At 56.1% G+C, this 2,537-nt stretch carries 2 protein-coding genes; both read left to right on the top strand.

Annotated elements, in window-relative coordinates; genetic code table 11:
- The first annotated feature begins 294 nt into the window (after positions 1–294).
- Complete coding sequence (locus N554_RS0130415) at positions 295–1,209, top strand: hypothetical protein (protein WP_029586889.1); 915 nt, start codon at positions 295–297, stop codon at positions 1,207–1,209.
- Positions 1,210–1,443: 234 nt separating this feature from the next.
- Complete coding sequence (locus tag N554_RS0130410; protein WP_029586888.1) at positions 1,444–2,214, top strand: transporter substrate-binding domain-containing protein; 771 nt, start codon at positions 1,444–1,446, stop codon at positions 2,212–2,214.
- Positions 2,215–2,537 lie beyond the last annotated feature (323 nt).

Here is a 2,537-nt window from a genome sequence, read left to right as displayed (position 1 = left end):
GTGAAGATTTCTCTTGCCAACTCGGAGCCGTCCACACATGGCACAAATGCGAAGTGCCGACCGCATCGAGCAATGTCCTAGTTCGAGGGCGAAGCGGGAATCATATGCTCGTACTGAGTTCTTCTCCGTTTGACCCACAGCGGACGTTCGGTCGTTATCCGCTGTTCTTAGCCTCGTGGATTTAACTCATTTTTAATCAGAGTTGCTGAAGCTCGCTCACGATTACTGGATCGGTTAGCTCTACTACGGGTAGCTCTACAAGGCCTTCGAATATCGATCAACAAGGGCAACGGCATGACGAGCATTGCAAACGCGTTACCGGATTTTTCCGCGATTACATCCGTAACCGGGCTCCGCGGTGCCACGTCGGATTCCGTCATCGCGGGGCTAAGCACCGGCGCATTCGTTGATCCGAACAGTTCCAATCCCATTGCGGCGCTTCTGACCGGGACCTCTTCATTCGCTGCCGGGTCAACCATCGTAGATTTATCCGATCATGCGAAGGCCGTTCTGGCGCAAGCTGCGGTAGATCAAGGCGCCGCCGACCGGCTCAAGGCACAGGTCCAGGCCGCGAAGGGCGGCACGGCCAGCGCGAACTACTCGAACGCGCAGAGCTGGTCGCGGTCCATCTTTGACCAGATTCACGATATCGGGCGCGAACTGACACCATCCGACAGCCCACCGAACGCTTCTGCCCCCAATGCCCAAACTCCGGCAAGCGCCTCGGACGACGTCCGGGCGGGAATTCCGGTCTGGCAGCAGCTAGGAAATGCGGACAATATTGCCATTTTGCAGGCCGGAGCCCAGCTCTACAACAAATCGCAGGCCATGCAGGACCTAGCGAAAAACGGCGGCCAATTTGCGTCGCCGACCGAGGGCCATGTCGTGTCCGATGATGTTCTGTTTGTCTTTACTATGCACTCGCAAATCGCGCGAAATATCTCGGATCTTCGGGACAAAGGCATGACCGATCAGGCGCAGGCCCTCAGCGATGCCCTCCAGAATGGCACGCTTAAGTTCCAGAAAGCGTCCGATGTGCCGAATTTGAACATGCAATCGTGGATGATCCACTTTGGTGATGCCGGCGGTGGCGGACAGATGGGTTCATCAAGCGTGAAACCGACAGGCGCAACCAAGGAAGCGATCGACAGTGGTAAAGCGCTTGCCTTGAACATGGGCGATCGCGGCGATTTCTATGTAACCTGGTAACAGACTCAGAGCGCCGCTGAGAACCGATTGTGGTCCGAGACTCCTCTCGCCCGAAGCATCCGCTAGAGCGCGATGGGATGCGTACTGAGTTCTTCTCAGTTTGACCCTAAGCGGACCTCGGCCGACTACAAACGCAACCATTTTTCCGAGACTGCAATCGTACGGCAACGAAACCGGTCCAGTGGTCACGGCTGAGATAGGCTTGGATCAAGTGCAGACGTAAAGAGGCCTGTTGTGAAGCGCCTACTAGTTGTGCTGCCTATTGTGGCCTCTTTGCTAATCCCACCTGCATTTGCCGGTAAAGCGCTTGATGCCATACGGGAACGTGGAGTGTTAAGGGTCGGCACGACAGGCGATTACAAACCCTTCACATTTCGCAACTCAGACGGGACGTACAGCGGAGCAGATATCGTTATGGCGCACCGCCTTGCGAATGAGCTGCAGGTGAAGCTTGAGTTTGTTAAAACGACTTGGAGTACGCTGCTACCCGATTTCACCGCGCAAAAATACGACGTTGCCATGGGTGGCGTATCCATACTCCCCGAACGTGCCGCGCAGGGAGATTTCTCGATACCCGTAAACATCGATGGCAAGCGCCCGATCGTCCGTTGTGCAGATAAAGAGCGCTTAAGCAGTGTTGCGGCGATCGACAGGCCGGACGTGCGCGTCGTGGAGCCTCCTGGTGCTTCGAACGAGGCCTTCGCAAGGGCAAACTTGGCTCATGCGCACCTTAGAATCTACAAAGACAATACCACGATCTTTGATGAGATCATCGCTGGCCGGGCCGACGTGATGGTGACGGACGGAACCGAAGTCGATCACCAAGTCTATCTTCATCCTGAACTTTGTGCAGCAATCGTGGAAGCGCCGTTTTCGAAGGTGTCTAAAGCCTACCTTCTTCCCAAGGACGCTGATCTCGCCAAGATCGTCAACGATTGGATCGCCAGAGAAATGTCGACAGGCGATTGGCCGCGCGTCCTCGAGAGTGCCTTGCATCAAAGGTGAATGCTCTTGGAGAATGCTCTTGGGACAGAGGATGTCGGTGGGTGGGTCGGGAGCAACAACCGTCCGACCTGCTCTTCGAGCAGCTGACGAAGTTCGAACTGGGAGTGAACCCTCGAGTCCGCAGAGGCACTTCGCCTCCCTGTTCCTCATTGCTCGGCCGCTCCGACGAGATGTTCGAGCAAACCGGCAAGTCTGCTCATGGCACAAATGCGAAGCGCCGACTGCATCGAGCAATGTCCGCTTCTCTAATCGGCCGTTTGGGGTCAAGCACTTTCAGACTATCCGCCATCACAGTGTCGATGTCGCTCGCGGGCTCGTGCTTC

The organism is Bradyrhizobium sp. URHD0069, from assembly GCF_000701345.1.
GTDB lineage: Bacteria > Pseudomonadota > Alphaproteobacteria > Rhizobiales > Xanthobacteraceae > Bradyrhizobium.
Note: the sequence above shows the minus strand (reverse complement) of the source record. Positions and strands in the feature narration are given on the sequence as shown.

Excerpts from the sequence above, each read along its gene's own strand:
- N554_RS0130415 (WP_029586889.1), top strand. The coding sequence starts at position 295 with ATGACGAGCATTGCAAACGCGTTACCGGATTTTTCCGCGATTACATCC.